The sequence below is a fragment of the Corallococcus sp. AB030 genome (assembly GCF_003668965.1).
Lineage (GTDB): Bacteria > Myxococcota > Myxococcia > Myxococcales > Myxococcaceae > Corallococcus > Corallococcus exiguus.
The window spans coordinates 37812-59014 of record NZ_RAWQ01000006.1 but is presented as its reverse complement, the minus strand read 5'-3'; the positions used below and the strand labels follow the sequence as shown (position 1 = coordinate 59014).

At 68.8% G+C, this 21203-nt stretch carries 15 protein-coding genes, 1 tRNA gene and 1 pseudogene; 16 read left to right on the top strand and 1 reads right to left on the bottom strand.

From position 1 onward, the window contains the following. Positions 1–41 precede the first annotated feature (41 nt). The 6 genes from D7Y15_RS02940 (at position 42) to D7Y15_RS02915 (ending at position 6732) form a co-directional block, all read left to right on the top strand. Complete coding sequence (locus tag D7Y15_RS02940) at positions 42–2924, top strand: N-acetylmuramoyl-L-alanine amidase (protein WP_121751636.1); 2883 nt, start codon at positions 42–44, stop codon at positions 2922–2924. A 96-nt stretch (positions 2925–3020) separates the two neighbouring features. Beyond that, entirely contained in the window at positions 3021–4034 is a 1014-nt protein-coding gene (gap, locus tag D7Y15_RS02935) for a type I glyceraldehyde-3-phosphate dehydrogenase (RefSeq protein WP_120577065.1), read from the top strand. Positions 4035–4090: 56 nt separating this feature from the next. Next, complete coding sequence (gene pgk, locus D7Y15_RS02930) at positions 4091–5284, top strand: phosphoglycerate kinase (protein ID WP_120577066.1); 1194 nt, start codon at positions 4091–4093, stop codon at positions 5282–5284. 36 nt (positions 5285–5320) lie between these two features. After that, complete coding sequence (gene tpiA, locus D7Y15_RS02925) at positions 5321–6082, top strand: triose-phosphate isomerase (RefSeq protein WP_120568041.1); 762 nt, start codon at positions 5321–5323, stop codon at positions 6080–6082. Between the two features lie 84 nt (positions 6083–6166). After that, entirely contained in the window at positions 6167–6565 is a 399-nt protein-coding gene (secG, locus tag D7Y15_RS02920) for a preprotein translocase subunit SecG (protein ID WP_120577068.1), read from the top strand. Between the two features lie 85 nt (positions 6566–6650). Then, a tRNA-Leu gene (locus tag D7Y15_RS02915) sits at positions 6651–6732 on the top strand. A gap of 55 nt (positions 6733–6787) precedes the next feature. On the opposite strand, the pseudogene D7Y15_RS45155 reads toward D7Y15_RS02915, so the two are convergent. Further along, positions 6788–6981, bottom strand: a pseudogene (locus D7Y15_RS45155) (tyrosine-type recombinase/integrase); the annotation flags it as partial. Between the two features lie 134 nt (positions 6982–7115). Between D7Y15_RS45155 and D7Y15_RS02905 the strand changes: the two are divergent. The 10 genes from D7Y15_RS02905 (at position 7116) to D7Y15_RS02860 (ending at position 21202) form a co-directional block, all read left to right on the top strand. Next, positions 7116–7364 (top strand): hypothetical protein, encoded by a 249-nt coding sequence (locus tag D7Y15_RS02905; protein ID WP_121751635.1) that lies wholly within the window; start codon positions 7116–7118, stop codon positions 7362–7364. A 142-nt stretch (positions 7365–7506) separates the two neighbouring features. Further along, entirely contained in the window at positions 7507–8823 is a 1317-nt protein-coding gene (locus D7Y15_RS02900) for a hypothetical protein (RefSeq protein WP_121751634.1), read from the top strand. After that, positions 8820–9200: a hypothetical protein gene (locus tag D7Y15_RS02895; RefSeq protein WP_121751633.1), complete on the top strand. Its 381-nt coding sequence runs from the start codon at positions 8820–8822 to the stop codon at positions 9198–9200. Before D7Y15_RS02900 ends, D7Y15_RS02895 begins: the two co-directional genes overlap by 4 nt. A gap of 17 nt (positions 9201–9217) precedes the next feature. Continuing rightward, positions 9218–11284, top strand: a complete 2067-nt coding sequence (locus D7Y15_RS02890; protein ID WP_121751632.1) for an N-6 DNA methylase — start codon at positions 9218–9220, stop codon at positions 11282–11284. 2 nt (positions 11285–11286) lie between these two features. Continuing rightward, a complete protein-coding gene (locus D7Y15_RS02885) occupies positions 11287–12789 on the top strand; it encodes a hypothetical protein (RefSeq protein WP_121751631.1) in 1503 nt (500 codons plus the stop codon). Next, positions 12786–13967 (top strand): hypothetical protein, encoded by a 1182-nt coding sequence (locus D7Y15_RS02880; protein WP_121751630.1) that lies wholly within the window; start codon positions 12786–12788, stop codon positions 13965–13967. The genes D7Y15_RS02885 and D7Y15_RS02880 overlap by 4 nt, the downstream gene beginning before the upstream one ends. Further along, positions 13964–15004: a hypothetical protein gene (locus D7Y15_RS02875; protein ID WP_121751629.1), complete on the top strand. Its 1041-nt coding sequence runs from the start codon at positions 13964–13966 to the stop codon at positions 15002–15004. Before D7Y15_RS02880 ends, D7Y15_RS02875 begins: the two co-directional genes overlap by 4 nt. Continuing rightward, on the top strand, positions 15001–19245 hold the full coding sequence (locus D7Y15_RS02870) for a hypothetical protein (protein ID WP_121751628.1): 4245 nt from the start codon (positions 15001–15003) through the stop codon (positions 19243–19245). Before D7Y15_RS02875 ends, D7Y15_RS02870 begins: the two co-directional genes overlap by 4 nt. Next, on the top strand, positions 19242–20060 hold the full coding sequence (locus D7Y15_RS02865; protein WP_121751627.1) for a hypothetical protein: 819 nt from the start codon (positions 19242–19244) through the stop codon (positions 20058–20060). Before D7Y15_RS02870 ends, D7Y15_RS02865 begins: the two co-directional genes overlap by 4 nt. Then, the gene (locus tag D7Y15_RS02860; protein ID WP_121751626.1) at positions 20057–21202 is read left to right on the top strand and encodes a hypothetical protein; all 1146 of its coding nucleotides are present in this window, start codon (positions 20057–20059) and stop codon (positions 21200–21202) included. Before D7Y15_RS02865 ends, D7Y15_RS02860 begins: the two co-directional genes overlap by 4 nt. Position 21203: the final 1 nt, after the last annotated feature.

The following is a 21203-nucleotide window of genomic DNA, read 5'->3' as shown; positions in this document are numbered from 1 at the left end:
CGATTGAAGCGGGGGAGTGAAGGGGTAAGGTCGGTCGCGTGATGCGAACGTTCCTTCCGTCCTGGTCGCGCTCGCTGGCGCTGACCCTGCTGTGCACCTCCGTCCTCGCTCATGCGCAGGGCACTCCTGAAGCTTTTGAAGGCGACGACCTGGGGTTGGAGCCGCCGGGTGTTCAATACCTGCCAGCTCCGCCCCCACGGGCGCACGAACAGCGCCGCCTGTCGCCGGACGCGCCCGCCGTGGTGCGGCGTGAGACGCGAGCCGCGAAGTCCAACGTGAAGACGGCGGGCGTGCCGCAGACGCGGCGGGGCGAGGGCGCGCTGTCCGGCAAGGTCATCTACCTGAGCCCGGGCCACGGCTTCTATCGCGACAACGGCCTGAAGCGCTGGGCGACGCAGCGGCCCAACACCTGGGGTGTGGTGGAGGACTTCATCTCCGTGGAGGTGGTGTCGCAGGAACTGCAGCCCATGCTGATGGCGGCGGGCGCCACGGTGGTGTCCGTGCGGGAGACGGACCTGAACCCGCTCATCGCCACCGTGGACAACGGCGGCACGGGCTACGTGGAGGACGGGGACGCCGCGCGCTTCCACGCCTCCACGCAGAAGGGCTGGGCGCCTCCGCCCGTGCCCATGGGCAACGGGGTGGAGCCCTTCACGCTGGGCACCACGCGCACGCTGGACACGGCGGCCACCTCCACCGCGAAGGTGACGTGGACGCCGGACGTGCCGGCGGACGCGGCCTACAACGTCTACGTCTCCTATGGATCCGACCCCACGCGCGCGACGGACGCGCACTACGTGGTGAAGCACGCGGGAGGGGAGAGCCACTTCCGCGTGAACCAGCAGCGCCACGGTGGGACGTGGGTGCTGCTGGGGCGCTTCTACTTCAAGGCGGGCCAGCACCCGGAGTCGGGCGCGGTGGTGCTGGAGAACGACTCGGCGCAGGGTACGGGTGCCACGCTGTCCGTGGACGCGGTGCGGCTGGGCGGTGGACGGGGCCTGATGGGCGACGCGGCGCAGGGGCCGCTCTTGCGTCCGCGCTTCGAGGAGAGCGGGCGCTACCACGTGCAGTACAGCGGGGCGCCCTTCAGCGTGTACGCGCCGTCGGGAGCCAACGCGCTGTCCAACGAGCGCAACGCGGACGTGACGTCCCGGCCACGCTTCGCCGCGTGGCTGCATGAGGAGGGCGAGGACGCCGTCTACGTCGCGTGGCACACCAACGCGGGCACGTCCGGCACGATTCGGGGGACGGAGGCCTACGTCTACGGACCGAACCCGGTGGACGGCACGCTCAACTTCACGGGCGTGAAGGACAGCGACGTGATGGCGCGCGCGCTGCTGTCGCAGATTGAAACGGACATCAAGCGCGAGGTGGATCCGAACTGGCGGGTGCGCAGCCTGCGCTCGGCGAACCTGGGCGAGGTGAACCCCTCGCACAACCCGGAGATGCCCAGCGTGCTCCTGGAGATGGCGTACCACGACAACACGACGGACGCGGCGAACCTCAAGGAGGCCCGCGTCCGCCACGTGGCCGCGCGAGCCATCACCCAGGGACTCATCAAGTACTTCGCGACCCGCGACGGCGCGGCGGTGCACCTCCCGCCGGAGACGCCGGGAGCGGTGGCGGCGCGCAACGCCACGCCCGGAGCGGTGGAGGTGAAGTGGACCGCGCCCCCGCAGGTCGCATCGGAGGAAGGACGCGACGCCCCCACCGGCTACCGGCTGTACCAGAGTGCGGACGGCTTCGGCTGGGACGAGGGCACGGAGGTCCAGGGCACGACGGCCACCGTCACGCTGTCGCCCGGCACGCTGCGCTACTTCCGCGTGGCCGCGGTGAACGCGGGCGGCGAGTCCTTCCCGTCCGCCACGGTGGGCGTGCGGGTGGGGAACACGGCGCCGGTGCTGCTCGTCAACACGTACGAGCGGCTGGACGCGACGGTGGCGTGCGGTGAAGAGCTGGAGACGCCGTATGACCTGGAGGCCCCGCTGCGCGTCTATCTGGAGGCCATGAACGACGGCAGCTACCTGCGCCAGCACGGCGCGGCGTTCGCGCCCTCCGCGGTGGCCTTCGACAGCGTGACGGGCGACGCGGTGGCGGCGGGGCTGGTGTCGCCCACGGACTACCGGCTGGTGGACTGGGCCACCGGGCGCGGCGGCGTGGCGGGCGCGGGCCTGACGCGGACCGAACAGGACTTCCTTCGCGCGTTCGTCACCGGCGGCGGGCACCTGCTGCTGTCGGGCAGCCGCACGGTGTTCGCGCTCTCGCAGGGCAGCGCGGACGACAAGCTGTTCCTCACGGACATCCTCCGGGCGTCCATCGCGGCGGGGGCGCCGGTGGCCCGGGTGCAGGGCTCGGCGGGCGGGCTCCTCGCGGACCTGGCGGCCACGCCGCTGGCGGATGGGACGCTCGGCGCCTATCCGGTGGGGGTGACGGACGTGCTGGCCCCTACGGGCGGCGGCGCGGACGTGCTGCGCTATACCGGCACGTCGCTGGGCGCGGGCGTGCTCTCCGCGGGCACGGCGCCCGCGGGCCAGGTGCTGGTGCTGGGCTTCCCGTTCGAGGGCCTTGCGTCCAATCGTGAGCGGTCGCGGCTGGTGGGCGCGTTCCTGGTGCGTTCAGGACTCGTCACCCAGGCTCCGGCCCTGCCTGACGCGGACGTGACGCCCGCGGTCAGCCCCCGGCCGCTGTCGTCCTGCGTGGCGGTGCGGGAGGTGGATCCGCATCCGCCGGTGGACCCGGGCCCGGGGGACCCGGACCCGCAACCCACGGTCGTTCCGGCGCTCCCCAATGACTATTCCCCCAAGGGGGACAGCGGCTGCGGATGCGGGGCCGGCGCGGGAACGGCCTCCGGGCTCTGGCTGTTGGTCGGGGTGATTGTTCAGCTCCGGCGTGCACGCGCGAAAGCGGCCCACGCGAAGCGTTGACTCGGCGGGGGCGCCTGCCTACGGTCGCCCGCCTTCTTTACGAGATTCATGACGGTGGGCCGCGAAGGCCCACTCCTGCAAGGAGACGGAAACACCATGGCCATCAAGCTCGCCATCAACGGCTTCGGTCGTATCGGTCGCTGCATCCTGCGCGCCGCGCTCAGCCGCAAGGAAGACCTCGAGATCGTCGCCATCAACGACCTCGACAAGCCGTCGGCGCTGGCCCACCTGTTCAAGTACGACTCCGTGCACCGCACGTGGCCGGGCGAGGTGTCCCACACGGACAAGGGCATCGTGGTGAACGGCAAGGAGATCGCCGTCACCGCGGAGAAGGACCCCTCCGCGCTGCCCTGGAAGAACATGAACGTGGACGTGGTGATGGAGTGCACCGGCCGCTTCACGGCCCGTGACGCCGCCGCCAAGCACCTGGCCGCGGGCGCCAAGAAGGTCATCATCTCCGCGCCGGCCAAGGGCCCGGACCTGACCATCGCGTACGGCATCAACCAGAACGAGTACGACCCGGCGAAGCACCACATCGTGTCCAACGCCTCGTGCACCACCAACTGCCTGGCGCCCATCGCCAAGGTGCTGGTGGACAACTTCGGCATCGAGAAGGGCCTGATGACGACGGTGCACAGCTACACCAACGACCAGCGCATCCTGGACCTCACCCACGAGGACATGCGCCGCGCCCGCGCCGCCGCGCTCTCCATGATCCCCACCAGCACCGGCGCCGCGAAGGCCATCGGTGAGGTCATCCCGTCCCTCAAGGGCAAGATGCACGGCATCTCCGTCCGCGTCCCCACCCCGAACGTGTCCCTGGTGGACCTGACGGTGAACACCACCAAGAAGGTCACCGCGGAAGAGGTCATCGCCGCGATGAAGGCCGCCGCCAACGGCGCGCTCAAGGGCGTGCTGGAGTTCAGCGACGCGCAGACGGTGTCGGTGGACTACAACGGCAACCCGCACTCGGCCATCTTCGACGCGACCAACTGCTTCGTGATGGGCGACAACATGGTCAAGGTCATGGCCTGGTACGACAACGAGTGGGGCTTCTCCAACCGCATGGTCGACACGGCGAAGTTCCTCGTGTCCAAGGGCGTGGCGTAAAGCCTCCCCGCACCGGCACCCCAGGCTGACCGAGACAGGCACAAGGGACACCCAAGATGATCCGCTACATCGATGACCTGCAGTTGACCGGCAAGCGCGTCTTCATCCGCGTGGACTTCAACGTCCCGCTGGAGGGGCGCCGCATCACCGACGACACCCGCATCCGTGAAGCGCTCCCCACCATCCGGCGCGCGCTGGAGATGGGCGGCAAGGTCATCCTGGCGTCCCACCTCGGTCGGCCCAAGGGCGCGGACCCCAAGCTGTCCACGGTGCTCGTCGCGGAGAAGCTGGCGGAGCTGCTGGGCGGCAAGCACGAGGTCATCCACGCGGACGACTGCGTGGGTGACAACGTGAAGAAGCAGGTGAATGACCTGAAGGCGGGGCAGGTGCTCCTGCTGGAGAACCTGCGCTTCCACAAGGAGGAGGAGGCGAACGACGAGGCCTTCTCGCGCGAGCTGGCGGCGCTGGCGGACGTCTACGTCAACGACGCGTTCGGCACGGCGCACCGCGCGCACGCGTCCACGGCCGGCATGGTGCCCTTCGTGAAGGAGAAGGCCGCCGGCCTCCTGATGCGCAAGGAGATCGAGTACCTGGGCGACAAGGTCCTGCGCAATCCGCAGAAGCCCTTCGTGGCCATCCTGGGCGGCTCCAAGGTGAGCGACAAGATCAAGGTCATCGAGAGCCTGCTGCCCAAGGTGGATGCGCTGCTCGTGGGTGGCGCCATGGCGTACACCTTCCTGAAGGCGCAGGGCATCGAGGTGGGCAAGAGCCGGGTGGAGGAGGGCGACAAGCTGGCGCTGGCGGCGAAGCTGCTGGACACGGCCAAGCGCCTGAAGACGCCGCTGGTGCTGCCCATCGACCACATCGTCTGCGCGGACATCGACGGCAAGGGCCCGGTGAAGGAGACGCCGGATCAGGTGGTGCCGGCGGACATGATCGGCCTGGACATCGGTCCCAAGACGCGCGCGATGTACACGCAGCGCATCCGCGACGCGAAGACGGTGATCTGGAACGGGCCCATGGGCCGCTTCGAGGTCGACAAGTTCGCGGAGGGCACGCGCTCGGTGGCCGCGGCGATGTCCATCAACAAGGACGCCGTCACGGTGATTGGCGGCGGCGACAGCGCGGCGGCGGTGGAGCAGATGGGCTACGCGGACAAGATGAGCCACGTGTCCACGGGTGGTGGCGCGTCGCTGGAGTTCCTGGAGGGCCAGCCGCTGCCTGGCATCAAGGCGCTGGAGACGAAGTAGGGCACCCACGCGGTACGCACCGGGGGAGACACCTCGATGGCTCGTCGGAAGATCGTCGCTGGCAACTGGAAGATGAACAAGACGGTGCCGGAAGCGCTCGCGCTGGTGCGGGAGCTTCGCGGCGCGGTGGCGGCAATGGGCGACAAGGTAGAGGTGGCCATCGCGCCCCCGTTCGTCGCGTTGCAGCCCCTGCACGTCGCGCTGGAGGGGGCACCCCTGCAGCTGGCGGCGCAGAACTGCCACTGGGAGTCCTCGGGCGCCTTCACGGGCGAAATCAGCGCGCCGATGCTGGCGGAGCTGGGGTGCGCCTACGTCATCGTGGGGCACTCGGAGCGCCGGCAGTTCTTCGGTGAGACGGACGCCACGGTGAACAAGCGGGCGAAGGCGGTGAAGGCCGCCGGGATGACGCCCATCGTCTGCGTGGGAGAGACGCTGGCCGAGCGCGAGTCGAACCAGACGCTCACGGTGGTGGAGCGCCAGGTGCGGGGCGCGCTGGAGGGCTTCTCCGGGGCGGACGTGGCGACGTTCGTGATGGCGTACGAGCCGGTGTGGGCGATTGGGACGGGCCGGACGGCGACGACGGCGCAGGCGCAGGAGGTCCACGCGGCCATCCGGGGCCTGCTGACCCGGATGTACGACGAGGGGACGGCCGAGCGGGTCCGCATCCAGTACGGCGGCAGCGTGAAGCCGGACAACGCGGCGGAATTGCTGGGTCAGCCGGACGTGGACGGGGCGCTCGTGGGGGGAGCGAGCCTCAAGGCGGCGGACTTCGTGGCCATCGTGAAGGCGGCTGGCTGAAGCCGTTATCCCCGTTAGAAGTTGTCACCCGTTGACCACTTTGTGTAGGTTGCGCCCTCTTTTCACGGAGCGTTTGGAACACCCATGCTGACCTTCTTCACGATCGTGCACGTCCTGCTCTGCGTGTTCATGATCTTCGTCATCTTGTTGCAGCCGGGGAAGGACGCCGGCATGGGTTCCGCCCTCGGTGGCGGCGCCGCGACGAGCGCCTTCGGTGGGCGCGGCGCGGTGACCTTCTTGAGCAAGCTGACGGGCGTCTGCGCCGGCTTGTTCTTCCTGACCTCGCTGGGCCTGTCCTTCGTGGGCCTGCGCGGTTCGGTGGCCGCGGGTTCGGTGGCGACGCCGCCGGCGAAGACGGCCCCGGCGACCCCGGGAGCCACGACGCCGGCTCCTGCTGCTCCGGGAGCGGTGGAGCAGGAGCGTTCCGCGACGCCGCCGGCGGAGGGCCAGCAGGCTCCCGCGCCGACGACGCCCGCGCCGTAGTCGTCAGGAAGCATCGGATTCACGCGACCGTTGAATTGGTTGTTGCGTGAATCCACGGGGTCCGGTAGATGGACCCCGCCGAAACGCCCAGGTGGTGGAACTGGTAGACACACCATCTTGAGGGGGTGGCGCCGAAAGGTGTGCGGGTTCGAATCCCGCCCTGGGCACTCCGAACAAGAGCCTCCGAGTCGAAAGACTCGGGGGCTTTTGTCGTTTCAGGCACTAGCCTCTTGTTGATGCGCTCCCAATGCGCTCTTCGAGCGCGAGCGCATGTAGATAGCCAGCCCAAACCGCGTCAGCCTTCACGTTCGGGCTTAGGTGGGCGTATAGCGCATCGTCATCTTGATGGTGGCGTGCCCCATCAGCTGCTGCACAGCCTTAAGTGGCACTCCGTGCATGATGAGGTGGCTGGCGAAGATTGTGGCGCAGCGTGTGCCTCCGATGGGCCGGATGCCGCCCGCGTGGCGTTGCGGAGGATGGCCTCCGCGCAGGTGTGCTGTGGGTTGCGGATGAATCCCTCGTCCCTCTGCGGGAACACCCACGCGAGTCGATGCGCCGCGGGTACTCCGTACAAGGGGCCATTGACCAGGGCCTCATCGCCGACCGCGCCGCCGTCGCTCGCGAGCTCGGGCTTACGCGCGCCCGGGTGACGCAGCTACTCGATCTTCTTCTGCCCGCGCCCGACCTGCATACGCAGCTGATCGAGCTCAAGGCCGTCGATAACGCCGAGCAGTTGGCCGAGCGAACCCCCCGGGCCGCAGCCCACGCGAGGACGTGGGCCGAGCAGCGAGCAGTGTGAGCGAGACATGAAGCGTACGTGCGGACTCACATTTGCGTTGTAAGTATCGAAAAAGGTGGCTATTCTTTTGGTTGTGAGGTCGCACGTATCAGCCAATTTCATTGCGCCGTCCCTTCTGGGAGCCGCTCCCGGCTGGCTGCCGTTGTACTTCGTCGGCGCGACCGCGATCGCGCTGCGAGCGGGAGTCGCCTGCCAGACGATCGATGCGTTGGGGGGACAAGTCCTCGATGGCTGGCGGGTGAGCGAGACGCCGACGACGCTCGACTACGATCCCCGGGGGGCCTCCACCCCGGTCTATCGCCAAGCCAACATAAAGCCGCTGCGGCTACAGCTCGGCGCCCAGCACTGGGCCTCGCCCCAGATCGAAGGGCGCTGGTGCGTGCGGCCCGGCGATGTGGTGCTGAACAAGCTCGCGCCGGTGCGCGCAGCCTTCGTCTCGCCGGCAGCCAAGCGCCACCCAGTCGACGGCAACGCGCTCATCGTCCGCTACCTATCGCGCGCGGAGGCAGCGTGGGTTGCGCTGTGTCTCAACAATGCGGGCTACGAGCGGCTTCTGTTCCTCGACTCGGGGGTGCTCGATCGCGTGGGGCTCAAGGCGCTCGCCGCGCTGCGCGTGCCGCCGGTCCCGCCGGAGATGGACGGCCTCTCGGCCCGCTTGCGCGACGCGCTGGACGAGCAGACGCTGACGAGCGAGGCGATGCACCATGTCCGCACCGAGGCCAACGAGCTGACGAGCGCTGCCCCGACGACGACGCGCCCGCTGCGCAGCGGCGCGTTCTTCGCGCGCGACGCCGTGACCCACGAGAGTTGGCTGCCCTCGGCCACCGCGCTGCGCGCCGAGCAGACCAGCCTCGCCGAGGAGCTGGGGTGGGTCGCGATCGCTGAGCTGGCATCCTGGGACGACCGCGCCCGCCTCACGCACGCTCCCGAGGGCGCGCGAACGCTGCGTCTCCGCGACGTCGGCGAGGACCTCTTCGTCGCCCCGACCGACGACGCGAGGGAGAGTTTTGTCCCCAGCCGCACGCTGGCGAGACCCCTCGTCCCCGGCGAGGTGCTGCTCTCGACGCTCGGTAGCAGCTTCCGCACCGCATACGTCGACGACGACGTCCCGCAGAACACTTTCCCGACCGACGGCTGGGTGCGCGTACGCTTCCGCGAGACGCCGGCCGCGTGGGCGCTCTTGCTCTCGACCGACGCGCTCCGCTCGCAGGCCGCGCGGCTCGTGGTGGGATCGGTGCAGCAGTTCGTGCCGCCCGAGGCGCTCCGCTCGCTGCGGGTGCCGGCGCCGCCGCGCGAGGTGCGTGACCGCTGGCAGCGCGCCGTCGAGCGCCATCACGCACAGCGCCGCGCGCAGGACCGCCAGTGGACCGCGCTCGTGAGCGAGATGACCGCCCTGTTCGAGGCCGCTCACCGGCCTTTCGCCCAGACGCACCCGCGTGCGAAGGAGTCGGTCCAATGACGCCGCGCCAGGCAGAAGAGCTGCTCTCTCACTTGAAGCTGAAGGCGCTCGGCCTCGACGAACTGCACGAGCGCGTGCGCCTCTCGGGCAGTGCGTGGACGCGCGACCAGATCGAGCTCTTCCTGCTCTGCGCGCGCGGCGTCACGCGCGACGACACGGGCGGGTTCCACTCCATTGCTGCCAGCGCAGAGGACGACCTCGGAGCTGCCATCGTCGAGGCCGTGCGCTCGTTCGCTGGCAGGCCCATGCCGGCCGCGCAGGTGCGCGCGCGCCTGCCTCAACACTTCGTGACGACCGACGAGCAGGTGCTCGCCGTCGCCCGACGCACCGCTGGGCTTGAGGTGTTCGGCCCGAAGCTCATCCGCATCGCCCGGTAAGCGATCAGGAGACACGCATGGCCGCCAAGAAGAAGCGAGAGAACGCAGAGCACGCGACGACGGTCGCCTCCGAGGAGAGCAACCTCCTCAAGTCGGTGGTCCGCCGGCTCTCGGGCGCGGGCTTTGATCAGTCGCTCGACCTTAAGGCCAGCGAGCTCGGCATGTCGGCCGCCGTCGTCTGGGGCCGCCATGAGGGCGTCGAGACGCCGCGCATCCTGGTGCTCGTGCTGCCCGCTGGTGCGTGGGGCCGCGCCAACGCCGACGAGGTGCAGGTGCTCTCCTACTCGCTGCCGCCGCCCGAGACGCAGGCAGACCAGTACCCGCAGTTCGCGGTCGTGAAGGACGCCGAGGGCAAGCTCGAGGCCTTCTTCGACCTCGCGTACCCGCCGCACCAGATCGACAAGCTGCCGAGCCTCTCGGAGATCAACGACTACAAGCGGATCAAGGCCGACCCGACCTACCGCTGGTCGATGCGCATGTACGACCGGCTGATGAAGGGCTTCAACGCCCTGCACGAGCGCATCTACCAGACCCACAAGGACCGGGTGAACGGCAAGAACGACATCATCGAGGAGGTGGCGAAGCTCCTCTTCCTCGAGTCGTTCCGCCTGCACCACGACCACGGAGGGGGTGCGCTCACCTTCGAGCATGAGGGCAAGAAGCTGAGCCTGAAGGACGTCTTCACCGCCGCCCACGTGAAGGCGAACGGCGCCAAGGCGGTCGCCGAGATCCAGTCGGCGTTCGAGCACTTCAAGCTGCACCCTGACTACGTCGTCACCGACGACGCTGGCGAGAAGCACGCCATCTTCGACAAGAACGCCCACCTGCGACTGGCGCAGTCGGGCAACTACGAGGCGGTGCTCTCGCTCATCCAGGACCTCGGCCCGGTCACCGACAACCAGGGCAACGTGGTGAAGAAGCAGGGCTCGCTCGCCGACATCGCCGCCGACGTGCTCGGCCGCGCCTTCGACGTCTTCCTGCGCGCGAACTTCGAGTCGAAGGGCGGCCTCGGCATCTACCTCACGCCCGCCCCCGTGAAGCAGGCGATGCTGGCGCTCGCCTTCCACGACATCAAGGAGAGCACCGAGGACGCCGCGCGCCTCGTGGCTCGCGACGGAAAGGGGCGCCCCGCCTTCCGCTTCTGCGACCCGGCGTGTGGCAGCGGCGGCTTCCTCTCGGTGGCGCTGAGCCACCTCCGGCGGACGCTCGACGAACTCGGCGGCAAGGCCACTGCGACCGACGAGGCGAAGAAGAAGCTCTTCGCCGAGATGTGTGAGCACAGCTTCGTGGGCGCGGATTCCTCGCCCCAGATGGTGATGCTCGCCCGCGTGAACATGGCGCTGCTCGGCGCGCCCAAGGCCCGTATCTTCTACACGCAGAACTCGCTCATCAGCCCGCAGCTCGAGCCCGGCACCTTCGACCTCATCTGCACCAACCCGCCTTTCGGCACGCCGAAATTCAACAAAGGACAGGAAGAGGCGAAGAAGGCGCACGAGGAGGCGATGCAGAAGATCCTCGCGACCTTTCGCTCGGACTTTGCGGAGCGGACCGGGCGCGGCGGTGGCTTCGACTACTCGCCCACGGTCACCGGCCTGGCGATGGGCGGCACGCCGAACAGCAAGGGCGTCTGGAAGGAGGCGTCCACCAACACCGATCCGGCAGTGCTCTTCATCGACCGCTGCCTGCAACTGCTCAAGCCCGGCGGGCGCCTGCTGATCGTCTTGCCAGACGGCGTGCTCTGCAACTCCGGCGACCGATACGTGCGCGAGTACATCATGGGCACGAAGGACGAGGCGACCGGCGAGTTCCACGGCGGCAAGGCCATCGTGAAGGGCGTCATCAGCCTGCCCGCCGACGCCTTCAAGCTCTCGGGCACGGGCGCCAAGACCAGTGTGCTCTATGTGCAGAAGCGTCACGAGCGCAAGGACGACCCCGAGAAGTTCCAGGACGAGCCGCAGACCGACGTGTTCATGGCCGTCGCCGAGACCCTCGGTTACGTCGTAAAGAATAACGTCGAGGACTACAGCGCGGGCGTCCCCAACGACTTGGCCGCCATCGTCGGCGCGTACGTGCGGGGGGAGTGAGCGTGACCTCGTCCCAAGTCATGATCACCAGGGTTCCGCACAGCATCCTGCGCTCCCGCATCGACTCCGGGTTCTACGCGCCCGAGCATCTCGAACGGGAGCGACGTCTGCGACAACTCGGCGTTGTACGTCCCGCCATCGGCGAGACGGCCTCGCTGGTTACGGATGGCACCCATAAGACGCCGAACTACGTCGAGAATGGCGTGCCGTTTCTCAGCGCGACGAACATCTCGGACAGTGCACTCACGTTCGCTGACCACAGGTTCGTTTCCCGTGCGGAGTTTCTCCAACTTCGCGCGTGGAACTGTGCGCCCCTGCCGAATGATGTCGTGGTCGCGAAAAGCGGGTCTATCGGCAACGCCGCAGTCGTTCCGTCGCATGCGCCCGAGTTCGCGGTGTTTGAAAGCGTGGCGATCGTTCGGTGCGATCGATTCGACCCGTATTACCTCGCGACGTTCCTCAACAGCCGCATCGGCCAACAAGAGATCAAGCGCCAGACCAAGGGCGCAGTCATCCGGCACTTGCACCTCGAAGACCTGCGCGAAGTTGAAGTTCCCGAGTTTTCCAAGGAGGCGCAGTGCTACATTGGCGACAAGGTCCGGCAGGCCGAGCGGCTGAGCGAGCGCGCGCGCCGGCTCGAAGCCGAGTTCCGCAGCGCCGCGACTGTCGCCATCCCGTCGTCATCTTTGATGGCAGGCAAGACGAGCCGCGTGGTTACCGGCGAACTGGGACGCAACCTGAATCCCGGCGCGTACACCCCGAACCGTCGCGCCGTCCGCGCAGCAATTCGAGGTGCAGGTGGCCGAACGCTCGACACGCTGGCCGATGTCGAGAGCCCCACGACAGATAACTATCCCGCCACCGCGCCGTACCTGGGGCTCGACGCCATCGACTCGGCAACCTGCGGATTGAAACCCTCGACGGCTGGAGCCGAAGCGGTCGCAGGAACCGCGCGCCTCCTGCGCGAAGGTCCGGCACTCTCGCGCCTGCGCCCGTACCTCAACAAGGTCACATATATCCCGCCCACGCTCGCAGGTGGCATCGGTTCGACCGAGTTGCTCCTCGTTCGCCCGAAGGCTGGCGTCGATGGCTGGTTCCTCTACGGTGTGTTGAAGCTCAAATCGAGCGTCCGCCAGCTCAACCCCGTGGCGACGGGCTCGACGCATCCGCGCGTTGATCGCGAGGACGTTCTCGATCTCCTCGTGCCCTGGCGCGATGAGCACGAAGCTCTTGGCGCAAAGCTACGGGCCGCGCAGGCCTGCTACCTCGCGAGCGCCGCGCTAACTGCGACCGCGACGACCCTGGTCGAGCACATAATCGACGTTCGCATGACCGAGGCAGAGCTGGTCGCCGCGCAGAAGGCGATCGAGGCCGGCGACCGCAGCGCGGACCGCGAGATCCTGAAGGCGCTCGTGCAGGGCGACATTCCGGACGCCAAGCCGGTCATCCCCAACGTCGATGCGCTCTACGCGCTCCTCGATGGGCCGGAGGGGCCGGACGCATGACGCTCTCGGCGCTCCAGGGGCGGACGCTCACGCGCCTTGTCGAAGACGTGCGCACGCTGCTCGCGCAGGGCGAGGCGCCGTCTTCGTCCTTGCGCGCCCTGGAGGCCGTGCGAACGACCAGGCTCTGGAGCGAGCGTGGTGAGGTCGCCGTCGCGAGCCCCGCCATCGTCGCCCTCATCGACCGGCTGCCGAACTCAGGCGAGGCGCTGCCTGCCGTGCTGTCGCTTGTACCCGAGGCGCGCGAGGCGTGGCTGCGCGTCGTGCGCGCGCGCCTCGCGGAGATGGGCGAGCGCGGCGACGTCGCGGCGCTAACCGAGGCCATCACCAATGCTGGCGCGCTGGCGAGTGAGCTTGTGAGAGTGCAGGGGCCATCGCTGGCGGCGACCGCGTTCGGCGAGCTGGAACGCGCGGTGCTGGCGACGCCCGCGCACGAGGCCGCCGCGTTCCCAGTGCTGCTCCGCGCGCTGGCCGCGACTGCCGCGCTCCCGACCGTCCCCACCGCGGCGGCGCTGCCGGCTGGGCTGCCCGAGATGGCGTTCGACGATCCACAGGCAACGTGGCGACCCGGTCGCCTCTTGCGTCTGCCCGCGCCGACCGAGGCCACAACGACGACGGTGGTCTTGAGCGGCGCGCTTGACGGCAAGAGTGGCGACGCCGACGCCATGCACTGGGCGCTGCACCACCCGTGGGCGTTCTTGCTGGCGCAGATGACCTTTACGAAGGAGGCGTGGGAGGCGGAGCGCGTGTCGGGCGGTATCGCCTTCGAGCTGGAGCCCGCGCACGCCTCGCTGTTTCAGAGCCCGCCGCGCGTCGAGGTTGTGGTGACCCTGCCGAGCGGCGAGGAGATCCGTTGCGGCTCGCTTGGCGAGCTCTGCCAGCGCACCCTCGCCCAGCTCGGCGTGACGTTGCTCGGCCACCGCGTCACCGCGAGCACCCTCGACGACAAGCTCGCCCTCGTCATCGAGGCCGTGCAGCGCCGTGATGTGTGGCGCTTCGAGCATGGCTCGGGCGCGCGACGTCCAGTCTACACCATTCACCCGTCGTTCTCCGACGCCTGCTACCGGGCGCTCGGCAGCCGCGCGTTCTACCGGCTCGGCTCGCCGGTGACGGCCGCCATCCGCCGCGCCTCCGAGAGCTGGGCCAGGGAGCGCATCGCGCGATCCGGAGGCAACGCATGACGCGCACACTCCACGTCGATCGTCCGGCGTTCTGGACCGAGGCCAGCGATCCGGAGGGGTGGTTCCGCGCGCTCGACGTGCTCGCATCGAAACCGCCCCAGGTGGGTTCGCCCCGCGCCGTGGCCGACCGCGCGCTCGTGGGCGTCATCTCGCGGCGCGCCGCCATGGGCCTCTTCGGCCTCATCGAGGATCTTCTTCCCGGCGTCGGGCTCGTCACGCGCGACACCGAGGGGCGGTGGACCGTGAGCGATGAAGCGCAGGTACTGCTGCGCCGCTGGAAGCAAGCCCCGGCACGCGGGACTGAGCTGCTCGCCGCGTACCTCGTGCGCGAGAGCGTGTGGCTGCGCCTCTTGCTCCTGCGCCTCGAGCGTCGCGACTGGGAGCTTCACGGCTGGTCCGAGGTGCGCAGTAGCCGCGCGGGCCTCAATGCGGGCACGTCGCTCCTGCTCCACGGGCACGCCGAGCCCGCGCGGTGGTTAGAGGGGCTCGAACGGCAGGCGGCGGCGCGTTGGCTCGCGCGCAGGCACTGCGACGCGCTCGCCTATGCGCCCGACGTGCTTTCGCGCAAGCCCAGCAAGGATAACCTCTCGCTCACGCCGCTCACGGCGCCGCTGTTGTTGCTCGAGTCGGTGGGCTGGCTGTCGCGCACCGGCGCTCTGACGCTGCCCAACCAGCTCCTGGCCGACCTCACCGGCACCGCGACTCCAGCGCAGGCGCTCACCGAACTCACCAGCGGCCACTCCGACGTCCGCGGCTTCGTCGCCGCCGAGCCGGTGCTGCGCGAGCTGCTCGCCACGTTTGGCGTGAGCCCCAGCGACGAAGCCTTTGCGCGCTGGATGGACGCGCTCGTCGATGAGGCCTCCAGGCGCGGGGCGCTGGAATTGCTGGCCGTCGAGCCTGGGCAGGCCCGACACGGACGCGGCCTCTTCGCCGACCCGACGAAGAAGCTCGTGCGGTGGGTGGTGCACAGCGAGTTCAACGAAACCTTCCAGAACGCTTGGCGCGCGCTCGAGACACGACGGGAGCTGACACGATGACGACGACCAACAAAGCGAAGCACCAGTGGGCGGCGACCGGCGTCTCTTCGTACCCGCTCACGCACCCCATCGTAGGCCAGGGCCGCTTCTTCGAGGCGTTCAAGCACTTCATCCACCTCGTCGACGACGAGGCCGAGAAGTTCGCGCACGTGTTCGCAGTGATCGCGCGGTGGGGCGTCGGTAAGTCGCGCCTCGGCTACGAGTTGGTGGCGCAGATCAACGACACCTCGCGCGGCTGGTGGGTGCGCGGCGACGACGGCGGCCTCGGGAAGGCGAGGCTCTTTCACGACGACAAGGACCGCGACCAGTACCTTGGTCTCTATATCCGCTACAGCCAGGTCGCGAACGACTACAACAACGTCGACAACTGGTTCGCCTACGGCCTCTACAAGGCGCTCCTGCCGCTGGCACGCGGCACCTTCGACGGCTCGATCCAGGGGCAGATCGCCAAGGAGGCGAGCGACCGGCTGACGGTCGCGGGCTTCGACCCGATAAAGCTCGCCGAGGCGCTGGAGGCGTCGAAGAACCACTCCGACGAGACGCTTTACGAAGATCCCGAGCTGGCGACGCGCCTGTGCCAGGCGGCCTACGCGTACCTCCAGTCGTTCAGCATCAAGTACGTGCTGGTGGTGCTCGACGAGCTCGAGACCGCCGCCGAGGCGGCGACCTACGGCCTCGACGCGACGGACATCAAGCACCTCGACGGCCGCGCCATCAAGCTGATGGGCAAGGCCATCAAGGAGGAAGACCCGCGCCGCAAGCTCCCGTGGCTGCGTTACGTCGCGCTCTGCTCGCCGGCCATCGGCGACGAGCTGCGCGAGATCCAGTCGACCGCGCGCCGTTTCGAGCTGGCTGAACTCTCGTCGAATGCGTTCTCCGACGTGAGCGACTTCGTGCAGACGCTGTCGACCGACGGGCGGCTCGCGGAGTCCTACCCCCAGGGTCTGGTCGAGGCGGCGTACGCCATGAGCGCGGGCAACTTCGGCTGGTTCAACGTCGTCATGGCCAGCATCGACGAGCGGCTGCGTGACAAGCGCGCACGCGGCGAGAAGGACGCGCCGACGGTGGGCGCGCTCTTCGACGAGCTGGTGCGCGTGTCGGGACGCGTGCGGCAGCACGTGCTCGACCATCACGCGCTCGAGATGTTGAAGATCGACAAGGCGCAGCTCCCGGCGGCGCGAGACCTGCTTTACGGCCAGCTCCCGGTCGCGCTCGACAGCTACGCGCCCGCGACCCGCGCCGCGGTGCTCTCGGCGAAGAACGAGTACGACGAGCCCATCGCCACGCTGTTCCGCCGCGTCGAGTGGGACGAGTTGGAGGCGGCCGAGGCGCTGCGCGCGTCGAAGTTCACGCGCGACAAGGGCGCGTGGCGGCTGGGCGGCGTCGATCAGCCGCTCGATCTGCGCCAGCTCCTGTCGAACCTCGGCACCTACGCCATCCACGAGACCAAGGGGCAGCGCCGTACCGACGGCAAGCACACGCTCGTGGTGCCGCTGCGCCAGAGCGACTTCGTCCACCTCGTGTCGCTCCTGTATCCGCACGCCGCCGCCGAGGACGCCGCCCGCGCGCTGTGGCGTCGCTTCCTGGGCGCCGACGACCTGTCGGCCGACACCGCGACCCACGTGGGCCCCAGCGTTGAGATGATCGCGCGCCTCGACCTACGCCACAGAAAGCAAGGGCAGACCTCGCTCATCTTCCGCGACCCGGACCAGAACAGCGCGCACGAGAAGTCGCTCTCGGCCCTGCGTACGCAGACCGAGCGGCAGCGTGCCGAGCAGGTGCTGGTCGGCGCGATGCGCGTCATCGACCAACACTGGGCCTACGACGCGGCCCCCTCGGGTATCCGCGACGACTCGCTGCCCGTCATAGCCACATCGCCGGTCGCCAAGGGCAAGCAGCCAGGGGGGCTCGTGACCTTCGACGGCCTCAAGCTGCACCCAAAGGGTCGCGTGCTCTTCGCGTGGGTGAAGAACGACGAGGAGCTGGAGCGCCTGTGCAAGATGGCGAGCGCGCAGTTTGGCGAGGAGGGCCGCACGCCCGTCGTCGCGTGTACGTCCTCGCGCGCGCTGGTCGACCGCATGGCGAACCCGTCGAGCGACACGCTCAAGGGGGCCAAGAGCTACCTCTTGCTCTACCAGCTCACCTCGACCGAAGAGCACATCCTCCATCAGATCGGAGTGCCGACGCAGGCGAGCGTGGGCTTCCTGCTCGACGGCCACGGCTTCACCACGGCCTTCAACAACCGGCTGCAGAGCCTCGTTCGCCCGTTCTCCGAGGAGGTCGGGCGCTTCCGCCACCAGCTCAACGAGCTCGGTCGCATCGCGTGGCCGCTCCGATCGTCGGGAAAGCTGAAGGAGACCGAGCAGGAGCTGCTCATTCAAGCCTGGCGCACTCTCGTCATCGACAAGCCCGCGCCGGCTACGCTCGCGAACCTCGACGACAAGTCGGGCGTCGACGTGGAGGCCCTCAAGACGCTGCTCGCCAAGCTCGGCGTCACGCCGAAGGCTCGCGCGGCGGGCTACGTCGGCAGCGAGCGCGCGGGCCTGTTCTCGCGGGTCGATGACGCGGCCGAGGCCCAGTTTCCGCCCTTCCTTGTCGAGGCCATCTCGCGCCTGCTGAGCGGCGACTGGACCTTCGCCCGCGCCGAGCGCGAGTGGTTCTGGGGCTACACATGGGAGGGCATCAAGTCGAAGGACACCTACTTCGAGTGGATGTCGATCTTGCGCGAGCTGGGCTTTGCCAAGCCGCAGCCGGGCGCCAAGAGCGCCGACGTCTACACCGCGACTACGCGCGCCGAGCTGCGCGGGGCGGTTCAGGAGGCCGACAACTGGCTCAAGAAGGACTACGCGGCGCTGGTCGCGGAGATGGAGGCGGTGTTCGGCGTTGGCCGCGTCAAGGAACTGTTCGCGCCCGAAGCGGGCGCGCCGGGAACCAAGACGCTCACGGCACGCAAGAAGCTCACCGACAGCACCACCGACCTCGATGCGCTCGACAAGTCCGAGACGCAGGCGGCGACCGCCGCGAGCTTCCGTGCAGCCGCGCAGCGCCGACGCCGCGTCATCGCGAACATCGACTGGGTCTACCACCGCGAAGAATTCAACTCGATCCAGCAGGACCAGAACGTCAAGACGCTCGACTTCGAGTCCGACACCGTGCCGCTCTGGCAGCGCATCCGCCGCGCGTCGCTGTTTGTGGACTTCGTGCGCAAGGCAGAGCGCCGCATTCGCGCTCGCACCGTCTCGCTCGCGGAGGAGATGCGCCTCGATGTGGTCTCGCTGCACGGTTTCCCGATCGCGCTCTTCACCCTCTCGCTCGAGAAGATCGCCCACATTCTCGACGGCGCGCTCGCGCCCTCCGCGACTCCAGGCCAGACCGAGGTGGTCCAAGCGAACGAACCGGGCACGCTACGGCAGAACCTGCGCGACCTGAAGGTCGCCGACGCCACCGTGCAGCTCGAGAACCTCGCGCGAGAGGTCGGCATCGACCTGACGACGTGGATCGAGCAGGCGCTCGCACAGTGCGAGGGCCAGATCGTCAGCGCGTTCCGCGAGCTCAAGTCGGTGTACGAGAAGCTGCGAAGCGACCTGCTTGGTGCGGCCGGGCGCATCTCGACGCTTCAGACGGTGCTGAAGGCGTCGCCCGCCGACTTCCACTACCCCAAAAGCGCCCTCGCGCTCGACAAGCTCCAGGGGCGGCCCGCGCTCATTGAGAACACGTTGGAGGACGCTCGCGGCGAGGAAGTGGACCGGCTGCGCTCGGAGTTCGATGGCCCGGCCCGGCTCGGCAATTTCCAGCCTTTGATGTCGCGCGCGCGTGACCTGCTCGACGAGCCGCGCGGCGCGCTCACGCAGCTGCTCGGCCACGTCATCTCCGTGGAGAACGCGATCGCCGAGTACCGAAAGAAGCTCATCGAGAACGCGGAGTTGCAGAAGGCGCATCGTGGTCTCGAAGCGCTGGTGCGAGCGACGGGAGCATCGGCCCCACGGGCCCTCACGCTCAAGGCGGTCGAAGACGTCGGAGCGCTCTCTGATGCGCAGAAGCTGGTCAGTACTCGTGTGCAGGAGCACACCATTGCGGGCGGCAAGTTGCTCGCCGAAACCGGCATCACCTTCGACCGGTGGTGCGTCATCGTGGCCGCGATCGACGCAGGGCGCGACCCGACGCTCGAGCCTCAAGAGGCCGATGCGCTCGTGAGGCGGAACCTCGTGCAGCGCACGTACCGCCTCGGGGTGAAGTCGTGACCGTCCCGGTGCTTCTTCACGGCGCGCTCGCCGCGCACCGGCGCGGGAGGATCCTGCGCGAGGCGCTTTCCGCCGAGGCGACGAAGACACTGCCCGCGAGCGGCGCCGTGATCATGTCCTTCGCCGATGCGTTTCAAGGGGCCGACGAAGGCGAGCAGGCGCGTCTCGTCGAGTGGACGCGCGCAGCCGGGCACGTGCTATTGCTCGTGCCGCCGTTCGCGGCGGGGGCTTGTGAGCGCCCGGTACCGTGGCGAGCCGAGCGGATGGAGGGCGGAGCGCGAGGTGGCGAGGGGCTCGCCAAGATGCTCGCCGGTGAGGTCACGCACCGCATCGAGGGTAAGCTGCAGACCCCTCCGCTGCCGGGCGCGACGTGGAGCGACCTCAGCGTATGCGTGGGAACGTACCGCCTGCACCCCGCCGCCGGGCTGTTCGCCGTCACGTGCCTGCCGCTCTGGTCGCTGGCAGTGCTTGATGCTCCCGAGGAGACGCAGAGCTGGCTCGTGAGCCTCGTTGCGCTCGCCGGTGAAGCCAAGTCAGTCGCCGCGCCCGCGCAGACGCCGCTCTCGCCCGACCACTATGGGCTCCTGGTGTTTCTGCTCAGCAAGAGCTTCGAAGATGACGAGCAGGCCATCGCGGCGCTGCTCGCATCGTCGATCTTCCGCATCGCCCCCGAGCGCGCGCGAGCGCTCTTGAACGAGCTGCGCGCTCGATGCCTGGTTATGGGCGCCGTGCCGACGACCGAAGCCACCGAGCTCGTGATGCAGAGCCCCTACGCGCCGTACGTGAGAGCACTCCGCGAGGCGACCACTCCATGACCACCAATCGAACCCTGGCCCAGACGCTCGCGGTGCAGTCGCAGGTCCACCTACCGGGCACCGTCGGTCGGCTTCTCAAGCAGATCCGCGACCTCGAGCGCGTCGCGCCGCTCTTCGTGAAGGCGGGACTCGTGCGCGCGGTCGAGCGCCCAAACCCGATCGACACGCGGGCCTCGGGCATCGCCACGCACTCCTCGACGACGAAGACCATCGGCGGCTTCCTCTACGGAGCGGCGGCGGCGCGCTGCGACCTGCTCGTCGAGCACAACGCCGTCTCGACGGCAGGTCAGGACAGCGTCTGCCAGATAGACGACATCAACTACGAGAATCAGTCGATGCGCCTTGCGCTCGCCGCAACCAGGCAGGCGTACGAGCTGGCCGATCGTGCCGTCGTCGAAGAGCGCTCGCGGCTCATCTTCCTCGACACGGCGCTGGTGATGGACCGGAGCATGGTGCCGCCTGCCAGCCGCGCTGGAGAACCGGGCTATCCAGCAGCCTACGCCGCCACGCGCGAGACCATCGAGTCATTCTGGGCGCGCCACCGCGAGCGGCTCTTTCCGTGGAACCCGAGCGGGCCGGTCATCGTCGGCCTCGCTTCGCAGCGCTTCGGCGCGATCATCCAGTCGGCGCAGCAAGACCTGCGCCTTCAGGAGGGGCGCAGCCAGATTTTGCCGACCGAGACGGTCAACCGCGAGGCGCTCGCAGCCCTCGACGGCGTGCGCGACGCGATCCTCGGCGTCGGCGAGCGGCGCTTCGTGCACGGCATCCTCGGCAGCTTCACGAGGACCGCCGCCTTCCGCATGAACGTCCACGCGCCGCGCATGGAGCCCGGCAACGTCGTCGAACTCGGCGTCATCGGCCTGCACTTCCGCGCCGGCCAGACGACAGAGCCGCGTCTGATGCAGCTCGTGGGTGACGCGCCGGCGTGGACCACCGAGACCATCGACGAGATCGTCGGGCTGACGATGGCCCTGACGGCCGTGGGCGGTGTCGCGGCGACTCCGCTGCCAGTGCAGCTCGCCGAGCGCGAGCTGACCGCGCTCGGACCTTTTCTCGAAAACTACAGCCGAAGCGTCGCTGGTGAGCTGAAGCGGCGCGAGATCGAGAGCATCTGGCTCTCGGACTTCGACCTGGCGACGTAAA